The organism is Streptosporangium sp. NPDC000396 (assembly GCF_042898655.1).
Taxonomy (GTDB): domain Bacteria; phylum Actinomycetota; class Actinomycetes; order Streptosporangiales; family Streptosporangiaceae; genus Streptosporangium.
Genome location: NZ_JBIAZA010000046.1, coordinates 50,740 through 64,004 on the forward strand (window position 1 = coordinate 50,740; position 13,265 = coordinate 64,004).

Annotated in this window: 18 protein-coding genes; 10 read left to right on the top strand and 8 right to left on the bottom strand. The window is 67.7% G+C overall.

All coding sequences use genetic code 11. The features are described 5' to 3' along the window. Positions 1-21: 21 nt before the first annotated feature. The 3 genes from ACFY2X_RS43805 to ACFY2X_RS43815 form a co-directional block, all read right to left on the bottom strand. Positions 22-837 (bottom strand): AMP-binding protein, encoded by an 816-nt coding sequence (locus tag ACFY2X_RS43805; protein WP_389950274.1) that lies wholly within the window; start codon positions 835-837, stop codon positions 22-24. Between the two features lie 117 nt (positions 838-954). Beyond that, positions 955-1,158, bottom strand: coding sequence for a DUF397 domain-containing protein (locus ACFY2X_RS43810; RefSeq protein ID WP_389950277.1), 204 nt, complete (start codon positions 1,156-1,158; stop codon positions 955-957). A gap of 8 nt (positions 1,159-1,166) precedes the next feature. Next, a complete protein-coding gene (locus ACFY2X_RS43815; protein ID WP_389950280.1) occupies positions 1,167-2,015 on the bottom strand; it encodes a helix-turn-helix domain-containing protein in 849 nt (282 codons plus the stop codon). A gap of 412 nt (positions 2,016-2,427) precedes the next feature. On the opposite strand from ACFY2X_RS43815, the gene ACFY2X_RS43820 reads away from it, so the two are divergent. From ACFY2X_RS43820 to ACFY2X_RS43835, 4 genes are all read left to right on the top strand, one after another. After that, a complete protein-coding gene (locus ACFY2X_RS43820) occupies positions 2,428-2,796 on the top strand; it encodes a hypothetical protein (RefSeq protein ID WP_389950284.1) in 369 nt (122 codons plus the stop codon). Then, positions 2,793-3,050, top strand: a complete 258-nt coding sequence (locus tag ACFY2X_RS43825; RefSeq protein WP_389950287.1) for a hypothetical protein — start codon at positions 2,793-2,795, stop codon at positions 3,048-3,050. Before ACFY2X_RS43820 ends, ACFY2X_RS43825 begins: the two co-directional genes overlap by 4 nt. A 129-nt stretch (positions 3,051-3,179) precedes the next feature. After that, entirely contained in the window at positions 3,180-4,634 is a 1,455-nt protein-coding gene (locus tag ACFY2X_RS43830; RefSeq protein WP_389950289.1) for an FAD-binding oxidoreductase, read from the top strand. 20 nt (positions 4,635-4,654) lie between these two features. Beyond that, positions 4,655-5,557 (top strand): alpha/beta fold hydrolase, encoded by a 903-nt coding sequence (locus ACFY2X_RS43835; RefSeq protein WP_389950292.1) that lies wholly within the window; start codon positions 4,655-4,657, stop codon positions 5,555-5,557. Here ACFY2X_RS43835 and ACFY2X_RS43840 read toward each other — a convergent pair. After that, the gene (locus ACFY2X_RS43840) at positions 5,508-6,470 is read right to left on the bottom strand and encodes a DUF5937 family protein (protein ID WP_389950294.1); all 963 of its coding nucleotides are present in this window, start codon (positions 6,468-6,470) and stop codon (positions 5,508-5,510) included. The two genes, ACFY2X_RS43835 and ACFY2X_RS43840, sit on opposite strands and share 50 nt — an antisense overlap. A gap of 66 nt (positions 6,471-6,536) precedes the next feature. Between ACFY2X_RS43840 and ACFY2X_RS43845 the strand changes: the two genes are divergently transcribed. Both ACFY2X_RS43845 and ACFY2X_RS43850 read left to right on the top strand, forming a co-directional pair. Beyond that, entirely contained in the window at positions 6,537-7,010 is a 474-nt protein-coding gene (locus ACFY2X_RS43845) for a cupin domain-containing protein (protein WP_389950297.1), read from the top strand. A gap of 91 nt (positions 7,011-7,101) precedes the next feature. Further along, positions 7,102-7,479 carry a DUF4267 domain-containing protein gene (locus ACFY2X_RS43850; protein WP_389950300.1) on the top strand — a complete coding sequence of 126 codons (378 nt, stop codon included), beginning with the start codon at positions 7,102-7,104 and terminating at the stop codon, positions 7,477-7,479. Between the two features lie 95 nt (positions 7,480-7,574). On the opposite strand, the gene ACFY2X_RS43855 is transcribed toward ACFY2X_RS43850, so the two are convergent. Next, the gene (locus ACFY2X_RS43855; RefSeq protein ID WP_389950303.1) at positions 7,575-7,733 is read right to left on the bottom strand and encodes a Tn3 family transposase; all 159 of its coding nucleotides are present in this window, start codon (positions 7,731-7,733) and stop codon (positions 7,575-7,577) included. 45 nt (positions 7,734-7,778) lie between these two features. Here ACFY2X_RS43855 and ACFY2X_RS43860 point away from each other — a divergent pair, with 45 nt between their 5' ends. Next, positions 7,779-9,089: an FAD-binding oxidoreductase gene (locus ACFY2X_RS43860; protein WP_389950306.1), complete on the top strand. Its 1,311-nt coding sequence runs from the start codon at positions 7,779-7,781 to the stop codon at positions 9,087-9,089. Positions 9,090-9,278: 189 nt separating this feature from the next. Beyond that, a complete protein-coding gene (locus tag ACFY2X_RS43865; RefSeq protein WP_389950309.1) occupies positions 9,279-9,788 on the top strand; it encodes a VOC family protein in 510 nt (169 codons plus the stop codon). A 12-nt stretch (positions 9,789-9,800) separates the two neighbouring features. On the opposite strand, the gene nadE is transcribed toward ACFY2X_RS43865, so the two are convergent. Then, entirely contained in the window at positions 9,801-10,631 is an 831-nt protein-coding gene (nadE, locus tag ACFY2X_RS43870; RefSeq protein WP_389950313.1) for an ammonia-dependent NAD(+) synthetase, read from the bottom strand. 292 nt (positions 10,632-10,923) lie between these two features. Between nadE and ACFY2X_RS43875 the strand changes: the two genes are divergently transcribed. Both ACFY2X_RS43875 and ACFY2X_RS43880 read left to right on the top strand, forming a co-directional pair. Further along, entirely contained in the window at positions 10,924-11,616 is a 693-nt protein-coding gene (locus tag ACFY2X_RS43875; protein WP_389950316.1) for a sulfotransferase family protein, read from the top strand. Positions 11,617-11,732: 116 nt separating this feature from the next. Then, the gene (locus ACFY2X_RS43880) at positions 11,733-12,002 is read left to right on the top strand and encodes a dsRBD fold-containing protein (protein WP_389950319.1); all 270 of its coding nucleotides are present in this window, start codon (positions 11,733-11,735) and stop codon (positions 12,000-12,002) included. A gap of 58 nt (positions 12,003-12,060) precedes the next feature. Here ACFY2X_RS43880 and ACFY2X_RS43885 read toward each other — a convergent pair whose 3' ends face one another. Beyond that, on the bottom strand, positions 12,061-12,567 hold the full coding sequence (locus tag ACFY2X_RS43885) for a carboxymuconolactone decarboxylase family protein (RefSeq protein ID WP_389950322.1): 507 nt from the start codon (positions 12,565-12,567) through the stop codon (positions 12,061-12,063). Positions 12,568-12,672: 105 nt separating this feature from the next. Next, entirely contained in the window at positions 12,673-13,074 is a 402-nt protein-coding gene (locus tag ACFY2X_RS43890) for a hypothetical protein (RefSeq protein ID WP_389950325.1), read from the bottom strand. Positions 13,075-13,265: the final 191 nt, after the last annotated feature.

The following is a 13,265-nucleotide window of genomic DNA, read 5'->3' on the forward strand; positions in this document are numbered from 1 at the left end:
GAGAACTCATCGGCATCGGCCTTAAGTGAGGCCGATGCCGGGAGAGTTGGTGAGCGAACGGGATGTGACGTGCCCGTCCGACGCCCCACACCGGAACAGGTCCGTGAACACCGTGACCCCCTTGGGCCGGCCTGTCGTGCCTGAGGTGTACAGCACGTACGCCGCGTCCTCGGCGGTCACCTCGACCATGGCCGGTTGGGCGGACAACCGGTCGCCGCCCGTCTCCCCGGTGTACCGGACGACGGGTGTGCCGTCCGGCGGCACGAATCCGCTCTGCCCGTCGGTGAGCAACGCGCGGGCGCCGCTGTCGGTGAACATGTACCGGAGCCGTTCCTGCGGGTACTGCGGGTCCAGCGGAACGTACGCCGCCCCGACCTTCCAGACGGCCAGCACCGCGACGTACACCAACGGGCCGCGCGGCAGGCAGATGCCGACCCGGTCCCCGCGCCGCACATCGTTCGCGCGCAGCCCTTCGGCCAGCCGCCGGGCTTCTTCGTCCAGCCGGGCGTAGCTCCACTCCTCACCCCGATGGCTTACCGCGGGCGCGTCCGGCGTGCGCCGGGCATGTTCCTCGAACAGCAGGTGCACGCCCCCCTCGCTCGGTTCCGGACGGGTCTCCGCACCGGACGTACCGGATGTACCCGCAGACAGGATCTCCCGGCGCTGGTCGGGTGACAGAAGCGGGAGCCCGCTGATCGCGGTACCGGGCCGGTCCAGCGCTTCTTCGAGCAGGACGAGCAGATGCCGCAGCAGCCGGTGCACGGTGGCGTCGTCGAACAGCTCTGTGGCGTACTCGATCGAGAGCACCGGACCGGCGACCGGGAAGTTCAGGGTCACCGTGAGGTCGAGCTTGGTCGTGCCCGGGTCAGGGACGGGGCGCCCGCGCGACGATCCGCCACCGCCCCCCGGGATCGACGTCAGAGGGCGTCGCGCCTATGCGCGAATTCGGGTTCGTCAGTTGTCGAACTCGTCGGCCTTCACACCCTTGATGAACGCGTCCCACTCACTTGCGGTGAAGGTCACGACGGGGCCGCCCGGACGCTTGCTGTTACGCACCGCCCGCCCACCACCGGGCAGCTCGGCGACCTCGACACAGTTGTCATTCGCGCCACTGAACGTGCTGATCCGCCAGACGAGCTCGGTCGGGGTCGATTCCATCTTCGCCTCTACTCCCGCAGTTGATCCATCAGCGCTGCCAGGTACTCAACAGACTCCTCCGGAGACAACGCAATCGCCACCACCCGGTTAAAAATCAGGCTATACGCCTGAATTTCTCCTGGCTTCTCCAGATGCAGGGAATCAGCCGCGGTCTCCAAGTAGACGACGGACGGATCCCGCTCCGAGGCGAAATCGAGCAGAACGAACGGCCCAGCCATTCCGGCATGTGCACCTATAGAGTCCGGCACGATCTGGATCATGATGTGCGATTGGGCGGCTGCTCCAATGAGGTGACGGAGTTGCTCACTCATAACCTCGGCATCGCCGACGCGCTTGCGACACGCCGCCTCATCAATCACGGCCCAGAACTTTGGCGGATTCTCACCCCAAAGGGTCTCCTGCCGGACAAGACGTCCTTCGAGTCGGCGCTTCACCGTCTCGTCGTCCAGCACCTGCTCAGCACGGAATACCGCTTCGGCGTAAGCAGGGGTCTGGAGCAGCCCAGGAATGTAGAGCGCCTCGTAGGTGCGGATTTGGGTGGCGTCGGCCTCGAAACCGGGCAGGGATCCTCGGAACACGTCGTTGTACTTGGCCCACCAGCCCTTCTCCCGAGACTGACGGGCGAGATCGACGATCGCATCGCGGATCTGCTTATCGGCGACGCCGTACACATCGAGCAATGCACGGATATTGCCCAGATCAGGCCTGACCCACTTGTTGGTCTCCATATGGGTCAGCCGTCCCGTGGACCACTCCAGTCGTTGGCTGACCTCCTCCACGGTCAACCCCGCCTGTTGGCGGAGCCGGACCAGTTCGGCGCTAAGACGCCGCCGCTTGACGGTGGGACTTCCGCCCATGACATCCCTTCCCGCGCACTCCGAGTGACCGCATCATACGATCGCGCAACCTTTCGAGGTAGGGACATTTCGGATAATCAGATTTCGCTATTGAAAGTTCGCTGACCAGAATCCAATGTGGAGCCATCGTCACAGCAAGTGACGGAGTAATTACATAGTTTGTCCGCATAGCTACCTGGCCGCCGCTGACAAGGCGAATAACGGCAGCCGGGTGCATGGCCCCGGAAACGCGACGTGCGCAGACACCAGCGATAGCCGGGAAAGGGTGGCTCCACCTCTTCTTGGAGGGGAAGCGGTGGAGCCACCGCAGACGTCCGGCCGGATGCCGCCCCCGTCATCCCGGTCGGATCCGGCCCCCGATGCGCTTCCCCACAACCATCGGGGGCCATCCGCACCGATCCGCCATACGCCAATGCCCCATGCCCGCATCCCGACCAGTGGGGTACGGCACGCCCACCCCCTTTACCGGAGCGACCCCATGGCCATGACCCACGACGCCGAGGCCGCGACCACGGCGACCGCCCACCTGACCCACCTCACCGAACGCCTCCACGAGCACGGCCTGCACGCCCGGGTCCGCGTGGCCCACCGCCGTCCCCCGGAGCTGGTCGCCGTCAGCCCCGACGCCCCCGCCCTGTCCGAGAGCATCTACGCCGCAGCGCAGGAAGGAACCTGGTGGTTCTGGTGGTCCTGGCACGAAAAGATCGCCCCCGTCGCCGAAGCCGACGCCGTCGCCCGGCGGGTCCGCCACGTCCTGACCCCGACGGGCCGAAGCCGGTGACGCCCCCGCGCACCCCCGCCGACATCGCCCGCGACCTGGAGGCCTGTCACCCCGGATGGGTCATCGTCTGGCGCTGCTGGGCCCGCCGCTTCTGGGCGTTCCCCTGCTGGATCACCACCGATCCCGAGGCCGTCGAGGCCGAACGGCCCCAGGACCTGCTGGCCCTGATGCACGAAATCGAACTCCAGCAACCGACCCCGGGCGGGCACCCCTACCCGCCCCTCCATCCGGGCAGGCGGCTCCCGGCCGCCTGAAAGGACCGAAAGCCGCGTGAAGCGGGGCGCTGATTCCGGGAAAGCCGCCCCGCTCCGCGCTTCCCGTCCGGCTCACGGGGCTTCCAGGAGGTGGGAAATCGCCGCCGCGTAATGTTGGTGGGAAAGGAGATGCCCATCGGCCGGGGGGAGAAGCCGATGTCGATCGAGGTCGAGACGCTCTCGGGCGGGACCACCACACTGGACGACGAGAAACTCGAAGAACTCCGAATGACCTTCCGCGGCCCCCTGCTCTCGCAGCAGGACGACGGCTACGACGAGTCGCGGGTGGTCTATAACGGGATGGTCGATCGCCGGCCCGCCCTCATCGTGAGGTGCTCGGGCACCGCGGACGTCATCGACGCCGTCAACCTGGCCCGCGAGCACGGCCTGCTGACGGCGGTGCGCGGCGGCGGCCACAGCGTCGCGGGCCACAGCGTCCACGACCGTGGGCTGCTGATCGACCTGTCCGGAATGCGAGGGGTCTGGGTTGATCCCGACTCCCGCGTGGTCCGCGTCCAAGGTGGCGCGACCTGGGGAGACGTCGACCGCGAGGCTCAGGCTTTCGGCCTGGCCGTCCCGGGTGGCGTCGTGTCCACGACCGGTGTCGCCGGGCTCACGCTGGGCGGCGGGTACGGGTGGCTTCACCGCAAATACGGACTGTCCTGCGACAATCTGCGGGCGGTCGAAATCGTCACCGCCGACGGGCGGCTCCTCCGGGCGAGCGAGTCCGAGAACGAGGACCTTTTCTGGGGACTGCGCGGCGGCGGCGGCAACTTCGGCGTGGTCACCGCCTTCGAGTTCACCGCCCACGCCCTCGGGCCGATCGTGATGTGCGCGGCGACGATGTACGGGGAATCCTCCGCCGACGAGGTCTTCCGGGCCTGGCGCGACTGGGCGGAAACGGTGCCCGACGAGGTCACCACCAGGGCCATCTTCTGGACGGCTCCCGAGGATCCCCACATGCCACCGCAGGTCCAGGGCCGGCAGGTGCTGCTCACCGCCGCCATGTACGCGGGGCCGCCCGACGAGGGCGAAAGGATTCTCCAGCCGGTCCGGCAGTTCGCCACCCCGCTCGTCGACCTGAGCGGCCAGATGCCGTACCGCATGTTCCAGTCGGTCCTCGACTTCTTCTTCGTGAAGGGCGAGCTGTCCAGCTACTGGAAATCCCTCTTCATGAACGAGCTGGGCGACCGGGCGACGGACCTGATCGTGAAGCACGGGCTCGCGCGGACCACACCGCAGACCATGGTCCACGTGCCGCTGCTCGGCGGAGCGGTGAACCGCGTGGGACAGGGTGACACGGCGTTCGGCGACCGGGGCGCGCACTGCATGCTGAGCGTGGACGGCAACTGGGTCGATCACAACTCGGCGGAGCACATCGCCTGGGTGCGCCATGTCATCAGCGAGGCCGAAGAGCTCTCGACCGGAGCAAGTTACCTGAACTTCGACAGCGACGCGCCGGAGAAGTCACCCGACCTCGTCTCGGCGACCTTCGGCGAGAACCTCCAGCGGCTCACCGAGATCAAGAAGCGGTACGACCCGCAGAACCTGTTCCGGCTCAACGCCAACATCGCTCCCGCCTAGCACCGCTTGGCACCTTACGCTTGCGCGGTGAACTTCGTGACCGTGGACGACGGCGTGCGCCTGCGAACCGAGACCACCGGCATCATCGGACAGTCCTCACCTGTCGTCTCCTTCATGGAGGCCCGGGCCTGTGGGACTGTCTCCGTCCCGTCGCCCGCCTGCTCGACGACAGCACCGTCGTCCACCGTTTCGATCAGCGTGGATGCGGCCGATCCGGCCCCTCCGACGATCAACGCATGGACCGCCTGGTCGCCGACCTCGACGTCCTGCGCCGGCACTGGGGGTACAACCGGTGGATCGTCATCGGGCACTCCTTCGGTGCCACGCTCGCGCTCGCCTATGCCTGGACCCATCCTGACCGGGTCGCGTCGCTGGGATACCTCGGCGGTACCGGCCTCGGTGACTGGAGGACGGCTTACCGGGCCGAGCGCACTCACCGTATGACGGCGCGGCAACAGGTACGGCTCGCCCAGCTCGGCGCGCTGCCGCGACGCTCCGCCACGGAGGAGCGGGAGTTTCGTACCTTGGCGTGGTTCACCGACCACGCCGATCGCGAGCGGGCATGGGATTGGGCCGATGAGGACGCCGCCGTTCCCTACCCGATCAACTGGACCGCCAACCGCCGCCTGGCCGAGGAGACGGATTCGTGGTCAGACGACACCGTACGCCGCAGGTGCCGTCAGATCACCGCTCCGGTGGCCGTCATCCATGGTGCGGGCGACCCGCGGCCGGTCACCGCCGCGGCCGCACTCGCCCACGCCCTGCCCGGCGGCCGGCTCCATGTGCTGGAGGGTGCCGGTCACCATCCCTGGCGGGAACAGCCGGACGCGCTCCGGAAGATCCTTTATGGAGGACCAGCAGCTCCCCGACCAGTCATGGTCGCGGCGAGGCCGCGTCCAGGAGAGCACGTCCAGCCTTGGTGAGCTCGTGCGTGGCCGTGCGACCGGCCCGGCTGCTGTCGATCAACCCGGCGTCTCGCAGGATTGCCAGGTGTTCGCTGGCCGTCGGGACGGTGACGCTCACCAGCCTGGCCACAACGGTCGTCTGCAGCGGAGTGGTGAGTGCGGCCAGGATCCTCGATCGAGTCGCTCCCAGAAGACGGTCAAGGGATCTCGGAGTGGGAGGTGCCGCCCAGAGGTACCGCCCGGATGCCGGGTAATAGATCGCCGGAATCCAGTGGTCTGAGGTGGTGCACTGCATCCGGTCGGTGATGAATAGTGACGGAACGAGGATGAGTCCCTCAGGGCAGTCGACTTCGATGTCGACGGTCTTCTCGACGGTGATGGTGTCGCCTTCGCACGCAGCGGAGGGGTGCAGGCGCGGAAGGATTGCGCGCAGCCCCTCGCGGTTGACCTGGATGGCCCGATCCAGCATCTCGGCACGCAGCGCCTGCCGCATGGACGGCCATTCCGGTTCTACGACTGCCTTCCAGAGGCGGCGCAGCGCATCGGCGGCCTCGGACCTGGCTCGGTCGGGGTCATCGAGCAGCCGGCGGCCCATCTCTGCCCCGCGCCCCATCGTAGCGTCGACCAGCTCGGCGTACGTCTGCTCCGCCGGCGCGGCGAGGAGGGCATCCATGCCTTCCTCGAACGTTGGCTCACTGGACATCGGCGATGGGTCAAGGAAGTCGGGTCGATACGCGCCATCGGCCATGAAGACCGTGAGCGCCCTCAGGTCCAGGTCCGAGAGACGGTGGTGGCGACGGCGAAGCCATGGGTGGAACATCGGGTGACGCTGCGGTTCGGTCAAGAGCTGGGCCAGACTGACCACTTCGTGGATCGGCGACATCGCCCACCGCACGCTCGCAGCACCAGCGCCCAATCGGTAGCGGATCACTCCCCTATTGTTAGGCCACCGCCGAAGTGAGCGCGAGCGGAGTGGCGAAGCCCCGAAACTCGGGTCATGACTGACACGGAGTCGATTGCCTGGTTTTCCAAACAACCCGAGCGAGCCCAACAGACGCGAACGATCCGGCTGGGCGCCAGCGGATCGACCATCGAAGTCCTCGCCGGCCCCGCGGAGACCAGCGAGATCGTGAGCATCTACCGGTGGCGCATGTCGCCCTCCAGCCGAGGACCTGCCCCGCACTTTCACACGACCTTCAGCGAGACCTTCATCGTTGAAGAAGGTGAAGTCGACTACTTCGATGGGCGGGCCTGGCGAACGCTGCTGCCCGGCGACACCGCGCATGCCGCGATGGGGGACATACACGCGCTCCGGAAGGAGCGCGCCGAACCCGCCACCCTCCTTATGGCACTCTCGCCAGGCGTACCCCGGGAGGAGTACTTCGCGCAGCTCGCCACCGTGAACGATCGGGACCTGAGCCGGCTTCACGAAGCCCACGACAACCATTTCGTCGGCGACTACGAGTGGTGATGGCACCGGCAACGGCATGCGCCCCGTCCCCCGACCCACCCCGCTACCTGGAATGCGCTCGTAGAACTGCTCCCGAGAGGCAAGACAACCCATGCTCACCAACATCGCCACCGTGCTCGCCGGACTGATCGGCGCGGGCGTCATCTTCATGGGCACCAGCTTCTTCTGGGCGCCGCAGGCCGCGGTCGGCTTCGGCATCCCCGACACGCCGGCCGAGGGCCGAACCTTCCATGCCTGGCTGTCCGTCAAGGGCGTGCGCGACATCGCCTCCGGGGTTTTCATCTTCATCGTGCTGATCGGCGGGACAACCCATCTGCTGGGCTGGTTCATGCTGGCCGCCAGCGCCATACCCGTCGGCGACGCGGTGATCGTGCTGCGCAACAACGGGCCCAAGGCGGCCGCCTACGGCGTCCACGGCGCCACCGCCGTGGTGATGCTGGCGATCAGCGCGCTCCTGCTCATCGCGTAAACCACGTGGTCCGGCGGCCGGCGCGCTTCGACGCGTCCAGTCATCGCCGCACCAGCGATCCAGCAGCCGGTCGACGTCGGACCAGAACAGCGCGGTCAGGCCGCGCCGGTCCTCGGCTCGGCGAGAACCCGCTGAAGCAGCAGCGTGTTGACGTGCACCAGCGCGGACCGCAGCAGGTGCAGGGCCGGCATCGAGGTTTCGGAGTGATCCTTGCCCGGGTCGGTCAGGGCACCGTCCTTCCCGTAGTGCAGCACGGTATTCCTTCGCATTTTTTGAGAACTAGAAAAAGGGAGACGACGATGACGATCAACGATCTGCGCGGTGTCCTCAAGGGGCGCGTGCTCCTGCCCGATGACGACGGCTTTGAACAGGCGGCCACCGCGTGGAATCTGACCGTCAGGCAGCCGGTGGCGGCCGTGGCGGAGGCCGCGGATGCCGATGACGTGGCGGCGCTCGTGCGTTACGCGCGGCGGGCGGGTATGACGGTGACCGCGCAGCCGAGCGGGCATGGCGCCTCGGGTGATGTGGAAGGCCTGATCCTGTTGCGTACCGGCCTGCTGAACGAGGTGGAGGTACGCGCGGAGGAGCGCATTGTCCGGGTGGGCGCGGGTGCGAAGTGGGGGCAGGTGCTGGCGGCGGCCGGTCCGCTGGGTCTGACCGGCCTGTCCGGCAGCGCGCCGGGAATCAGCGTGACTGGCTACACCCTGGGCGGTGGGGTCGGCTGGTTCAGCCGCAAGTACGGCTTCGCCTCCGGCAGTGTGCGGGCTATCGACATCGTGGACGCCGATGGCGAGCCGGGCCGGGTGACCGCCGAGTCCGATCCCGAGCTGTTCTGGGCGCTGCGCGGCGGTGGCGGGGACTTCGCGGTGGTGACCGCCCTCGAACTCGAACTGTATCCCGCGCCCGTCCTGTACGGCGGGCGCGTGATCTGGCCGGAGCACCGGACCAGGGAGGTGTACGACGCGTTCCTGGAGATCACTGCCGAGGCGCCGCGTGAACTCAGTGTCTGGATCAACCGGCTCCAGCCACCCGGCGCGTCGCCGATGGTGACGCTGGATCTGGCCTACCTCGGTGAGGCGGCTCAGGGGGAGGACCTGCTGGCGCGCATCGACAAGATCGAGGGCGCGATCTCCGACAGCCGCGGCGTCGTCTCAGTTGCCAACCTGGGTGACATCGCCGCCGAGCCCACCGATCCGGCCCCATCCATCGCTCGTGCGGAACTGCTCACCGGCCTGGACGCGGACGCGGTGGAGCTCCTGCTGGCCAAGCCGGTCGAACCGCTCATCAACGTGCAGATCAGGCACCTGGGCGGAGCGCTCGCCGAGCTGGACGGCGGAGCCGGTGCGAGCGGCGCGGTGGCTGAGCCGTACCTGCTCGGCCTGCTGGGTCTCGGCCTGCCGCACGCGGCCGATGCGACGCGCGCCAAGCAGGCCGAGGTCGTGGCCGACCTGGAGGCCTACATCAGCGGCCGCAAGCCGTACACCGTGCTGTCCCCCGGTGACACGGCGGCGAAGTCCTTCTCCGGCAGCGCGCTCGCGCGGCTGCGGGAGATCAAGCGGGCCCGTGACCCGCACAACGTGTTCCGCGCGAACTACCCGGTGCTCGGATAGATCGGTTCCCAGCAGGTCACGGCCCCTCCGCCCACCGGGGCGGCGGGGCCGCACCGAACCCGCCCGGCAACACCTCTTCCAGGACCCTCCGTACGGTTATTCAGGACATAAAGTGACCTATATGTCCTCTAGCGTTGCTCGTGACGCCGCGACCGGCCACAACCCGGCGGTCGCATCCGAAGGAGGATCATGAGCACCAAGGTTCAGCCGACTCCCGAGGGCTATGGCACGGTCACGCCGTGGATCATCGTGAGGGGCGTGGACAGGTTCCTCGGCTACCTCCGGGACGCGTTCGGCGCGGAGGAAATAGCCAGGATCTACAACGAGGACGGCACCATCGGGCACGCCGAAGCCCGGATCGGCGATTCGATGGTGATGATGTTCGACGCGGCGAAGGACTGGCCGGACACCCCGGCGTTCATGCGCCTGTACGTCGAAGACGGCGACGCGGTGTACCAGCGGGCGCTGGCGGCCGGGGGCGCCCCGGTGACCGAGATGACCAAGCTTTTCTTCGGCGACCGGGTCGGACGCGTGCGTGACCCCTGGGGCAACATCTGGTGGATTCAGGAGCGCATGGAGGACGTCTCCCCTGAGGAGATGGGCAGGCGCCTCCAGGATCAGGCCTATACGGACGCCATGCGCTACCTCCAGGGCTCCCTCGACCGCGAGCTGAGCGGCCGAGGCGAGGCGGATCGCTGACGAGGGACCGGCTCAGGGGGCGATCGGCAGCTGTCGCTTGTGCTCGGTGAGCCGGTAGCGGCGGACCATGGCCACGAAGGCGGCCTCGTCGACCGGCTTGCCTTCCAGAAGATCGTCGATGTCGTCGTAGGTGACGCCGAGCACCTCCTCGTCGGGCCTGCCCGGGTTCAGGGTCTCCAGGTCCGCGGTCGGGGTCTTCCACGTCAGCGCGGACGGCGCGCCCAGAGCCTCCGACATGGCCCGCACGCGCCGCTTGGTGAGGCCGGTGAGCGGAACCACATCGGCCGCGCCGTCGCCGAACTTGGTGAAGAAGCCGGAGACCGCCTCGGCGGCGTGGTCGGTGCCCACCACCAGGCCTTCGTGCACGCCCGCTACCGCGTACTGAGCAATCATGCGCTGCCGGGCCTTGATGTTGCCGTGCACGAAGTCCTGGTGATGCGCGTCGCGGAAGACCATGCCGCCGGCCAGCACCGCCTCCAGCGCGGCGTCGCTGGCGGACTTCACATCGACGGTCAGGACCCGGTCGGGCCGGATGAACTCCAGTGCCAGCTGCGCGTCCTTCTCGTCAGCCTGGGCGCCGTACGGCAGCCGCATCGCGAAGAACGTCGCCTCCCGCCCGGCGGCACGGACCCGCTCGACCGCGAGCTGGCACAGCCGTCCCGCGGTCATGGAGTCCACACCGCCGCTGATGCCCAGCACCAACGAGCGCAGACCCGTGGAGGTCAGCTGGTCGGCGAGGAAGGCCACCCGGCGTTCGATCTCCTGCCGCGCATCGAAGGACGCGCTCACCCGGAGATCCCGGGCGATCTCCTGCTGCAGGGATGTGGACGCCAGGTCGGTCACGGTTGCTCCTCGGTCGGGTCCGCGGGCGGGGTCGGCACGCGCCGGGCCGGGGCCGCAGGCACGTGCAGGGGACGGAAGCACTTTAGAGGAAGGCTGCGAAGTCCTGCTCAAGGCATGTGACTTGGTAGCCGCTGTCTCCCTTTGGGAGAGAGGTTTTCATGACTCTTGGACGACCCGGTGGTCCTCATGCCGGGAATCGAGGTATCCAGAAAGTGGCGGACCGACCGCCGAAGACGGAGCGCGCCGCACAGAGAGCGGGCGACGCCGGCAGCCAGGCCGATCAGGAGGCTGTATGCAGGTCATCGGGGCAGGATTCGGTCGTACGGGGACCGCCTCGCTGAAGGCGGCACTGGAGCATCTGGGGCTTCGGCCCTGCTACCACATGCTGGAGCTCTTCGATCATCCCGAGATGATCGGCCGGTGGCTGGACATCGCGGAAGGGCGATCGGCGGACTGGGACGCGGTGTTCGACGGTTACCAGGCCACCGTCGACTGGCCGGGCGCCTCCTACTGGTACGAGCTCGCGGATCACTATCCCGAGGCCAAGATCCTGCTGAGTGTCCGGGATCCCGAGCGGTGGTACAGGAGCATCAACGCCACGATCTTCAAACAGGTGCGGATGAGAGAGTCCTTGCCCGGACGCGCGAGGCTCGCCCTGCTGTCCCGGCTGAGCGGTGACTTCGCCGCGTTCACCAGGATGACCCACGAGGCCGTCGTCGAACGGGTCTTTGACGGCGACGTCACCGACAAGGCGCACGTCATGAAGGTCTTCAGGAACCACATCGAGACGGTGCGCTCGTCGTTCCCGCCGGAGCGGGTGCTGGTGTACGACGTCCTGCAGGGCTGGGCCCCGCTCTGCGCCTTCCTCGGCCTCCCCGTCCCCGCCGAGCCGTTCCCCCGGCTCAACGACAGCGAAACCTTCGGCCGCGAGACCCGCAGGCGAATGACGCGGCTGATCCTGGGCGGCGCCCGCAGGCAACACTGACTCGCTCCCGCGCTCCTCCCTGGCTCCTCCCTGACTCCTCCCGCGCGGAGCCTCGACACCGACCGCCTTGGCGGACGGCTTGGCGAGGGAGCAGGCTTGAACCGGAGGTGGGCGTGATGAAGACCAAACGGTGGGACGTGCGGATATTCATCAGCGAGGATGACAGCGACGATGTCACCACCGCCAGGGCCGTGCTGATGACACCCGGCGGCAGAAAGCACCAGAGCGTCGCGCATGCCCGGCGTAACCCGGATGACCGGCCCGTTCCGGCGATCGGCGACGAGCTGGCGGCGGGACGCGCGCTGTCCGACCTGGCGGGCAAGCTGATGAAGGACGGTGCCGCAGACGCCGCCCGGCTGGCGGAGCACGAGCCCATGGCCTGGTGAGCCGGCCGTGCTCAGGTGAAGCACGGTTGCCGTGCCCTCATCCTGAGTCTGTCGGGCGTTACCTGCTGTAATTCTTCCCGGGGGCCTTACCGGGGATCGGCTTGCCGATGAGAGCGACGGGGATGAAGAAGCAGATCTGGCTGATCGCGAAGGTGAGCGTCCAGAGCGCCTTGTCGTCGTAGTGGGCGGATGCCCTGGCGTACAGCTCGTCGGGGACGCGCTCCTCGGACGGGTTCGGGGTGAGGACGGCCTCCACGAGCTCCAGTGCGACCCGTTCGGCGTCGGTGAAGTAGGGGGCGTCCTGCCATGACGCCACGGCGGTGATGCGCTCCTCTGTCTCCCCGGCCTTGCGGAGGAGGCCGGTTTGCCGGACGGTGTGGTACGTGCTGCCGACGATCTGTCCGGCGCGCAACTGCACCAGGCTGACGGTGGTGTGCGGAATCGCACCGTTCCGGGTCGCCTTGGACATGACTCCGGCGATTGTCGCCAGCTCGGGGAAGAACTGGGTGGGGTCGGGCAGACGCGACTGGAGGTTGTCCTGCTCGGCCGGCGTGGGCGTGGACATGGCGAGGTTTCCCTTCTCGATCTCAGCGGTGTTCGAGGCTTGCGACCCGGTGTCTCAGTAGTCCGACGAAACAACCGCTGCGAATGTGAGACGGCGCGTCGGCCGTCACGCCGCAGCGGCCGGGTGAGCGCGGCGGCCGATCCAGATCCAGACGAGCTGAAGGACGCTCGCGCCGAACATCAGGACGCCCAACGGGACGTGCAGGGTCTTCACATGCGCGATGCCCAGCGCTATCTGCGCCGACATGAGTCCGAAGAACCCGGCCGCGTACAGGATGGGCCTGGGCGAGCCGCCGCCCGGTCGCCACACCAAGATCGTGACGACCAGGTGCAACAGCGTCACGACGAACGTCCCGTACGCCCCGGCACTGTGCAGTGCCCCACCGTCGGGGAAGGACAACAACAGCCCCGCGGTGATCGACTGGACGAAGACGGCCACGGTTTGCAGGGTGATGGCGGCACGTAAGAACATGAGGTTGCCTTGCTTCGTCGTCGTGCGCGTGGGCATGGCGAGGTTTCCCTTCTCGATCTCAGCGGTGTTCGAGGCTTGCGACCCGGTGTCTCAGTAGTCCGACGAGACAACCGCTGGGAATGTGAGGCGCCACGCCAACCTCACAGTTCGGTGCGCTGTCTCGTCGATCTGGTGAGGGCAGATGCGACCACGGAAAGTCAGGGACACCATGACCACCTCACCCGAGC

Bases quoted from the DNA above. Each gene is read 5' to 3' on its own strand.
- ACFY2X_RS43810 (WP_389950277.1), bottom strand. From the start codon at position 1,158: ATGGAATCGACCCCGACCGAGCTCGTCTGGCGGATCAGCACGTTCAGT.
- ACFY2X_RS43815 (WP_389950280.1), bottom strand. From the start codon at position 2,015: ATGGGCGGAAGTCCCACCGTCAAGCGGCGGCGTCTTAGCGCCGAACTG.
- ACFY2X_RS43820 (WP_389950284.1), top strand. From the start codon at position 2,428: ATGCCCCATGCCCGCATCCCGACCAGTGGGGTACGGCACGCCCACCCC.
- ACFY2X_RS43830 (WP_389950289.1), top strand. From the start codon at position 3,180: ATGCCCATCGGCCGGGGGGAGAAGCCGATGTCGATCGAGGTCGAGACG.
- ACFY2X_RS43845 (WP_389950297.1), top strand. From the start codon at position 6,537: ATGACTGACACGGAGTCGATTGCCTGGTTTTCCAAACAACCCGAGCGA.
- ACFY2X_RS43850 (WP_389950300.1), top strand. From the start codon at position 7,102: ATGCTCACCAACATCGCCACCGTGCTCGCCGGACTGATCGGCGCGGGC.
- ACFY2X_RS43860 (WP_389950306.1), top strand. From the start codon at position 7,779: ATGACGATCAACGATCTGCGCGGTGTCCTCAAGGGGCGCGTGCTCCTG.
- ACFY2X_RS43865 (WP_389950309.1), top strand. From the start codon at position 9,279: ATGAGCACCAAGGTTCAGCCGACTCCCGAGGGCTATGGCACGGTCACG.
- ACFY2X_RS43875 (WP_389950316.1), top strand. From the start codon at position 10,924: ATGCAGGTCATCGGGGCAGGATTCGGTCGTACGGGGACCGCCTCGCTG.
- ACFY2X_RS43880 (WP_389950319.1), top strand. From the start codon at position 11,733: ATGAAGACCAAACGGTGGGACGTGCGGATATTCATCAGCGAGGATGAC.
- ACFY2X_RS43885 (WP_389950322.1), bottom strand. From the start codon at position 12,567: ATGTCCACGCCCACGCCGGCCGAGCAGGACAACCTCCAGTCGCGTCTG.
- ACFY2X_RS43890 (WP_389950325.1), bottom strand. From the start codon at position 13,074: ATGCCCACGCGCACGACGACGAAGCAAGGCAACCTCATGTTCTTACGT.